The following is a 702-nucleotide window of genomic DNA, read 5'->3' as shown; positions in this document are numbered from 1 at the left end:
CCGGGCGACAGGCGGGTGGCGGGCGGTGCGCGCCGGGCGGCGCGCGGCCCGGGGCCATTGGTGGCGCGGGTGGCACGGCGGCGCGCCGGTGGTTCACTCGCACGAGTGATTGTGACGCTGTGCGCAACGGCGGACACTCTGGGTATCCGGAGGGCTCGTGGGGGGCTCTCCCGGCGCAGGGAGTGCCGCCATGGCCGCAGTCGAACCTTCCGCCTCCGAGGTCCCGCAGATCACGCACAGCTCGCTGCCCGCCGGCCGGGACGAGGGCCTCGCGGCCATCGGCGGCAACGTCGGCTCCGTGAACCGGGCCTGGTGGACGTGGAGCCCGGGCAACGGGACCTTCAACCTCCAGCTGTCCTGGAACGTCATCGGGATCGACTCGACGGTCGTCATCACGGCCTCCGAGATCGACTCCAACGGCAACCGGTTCGTCGGCGCCGCGGCCTTCCAGGTCTCGAGCATCGCCCCGGGCAACGGCGTGGTGACCTTCAAGATCAGCATCGGGTGGAACAGCCCGCTGCCGATGCGCACCGACGTCGTGGTCTTCAACTGAACCGGCCGCCCGGACCGGCGCCCGCACCCGTACGGTGACGGCCCGTCCGGCAGGCGCCCGCCCCGTGGCACCCGCGGACCCCTCCGCGGGCACCGCGGGGCGGGCGCCTTGCCGGATACCGCGGGGCGACCGGGAGGGCGGCGCGGCCC

1 protein-coding gene is annotated in these 702 nt (G+C 74.5%); it reads left to right on the top strand.

Going from position 1 to position 702, the window contains the following annotated elements:
* The first annotated feature begins 190 nt into the window (after positions 1 to 190).
* Complete coding sequence (locus tag AE652_RS42535; protein WP_049661667.1) at positions 191 to 553, top strand: hypothetical protein; 363 nt, start codon at positions 191 to 193, stop codon at positions 551 to 553.
* The last annotated feature ends 149 nt before the right edge of the window (positions 554 to 702 follow it).

Source organism: Kitasatospora sp. MY 5-36 (assembly GCF_001182915.1).
In the GTDB taxonomy this organism is placed as follows: Bacteria; Actinomycetota; Actinomycetes; order Streptomycetales; family Streptomycetaceae; genus Kitasatospora.
This window is presented reverse-complemented; position numbering and strand designations above follow the sequence as displayed.

Coding starts and splice junctions, on each gene's coding strand:
- AE652_RS42535 (WP_049661667.1), top strand. CDS start 191: ATGGCCGCAGTCGAACCTTCCGCCTCCGAGGTCCCGCAGATCACGCAC.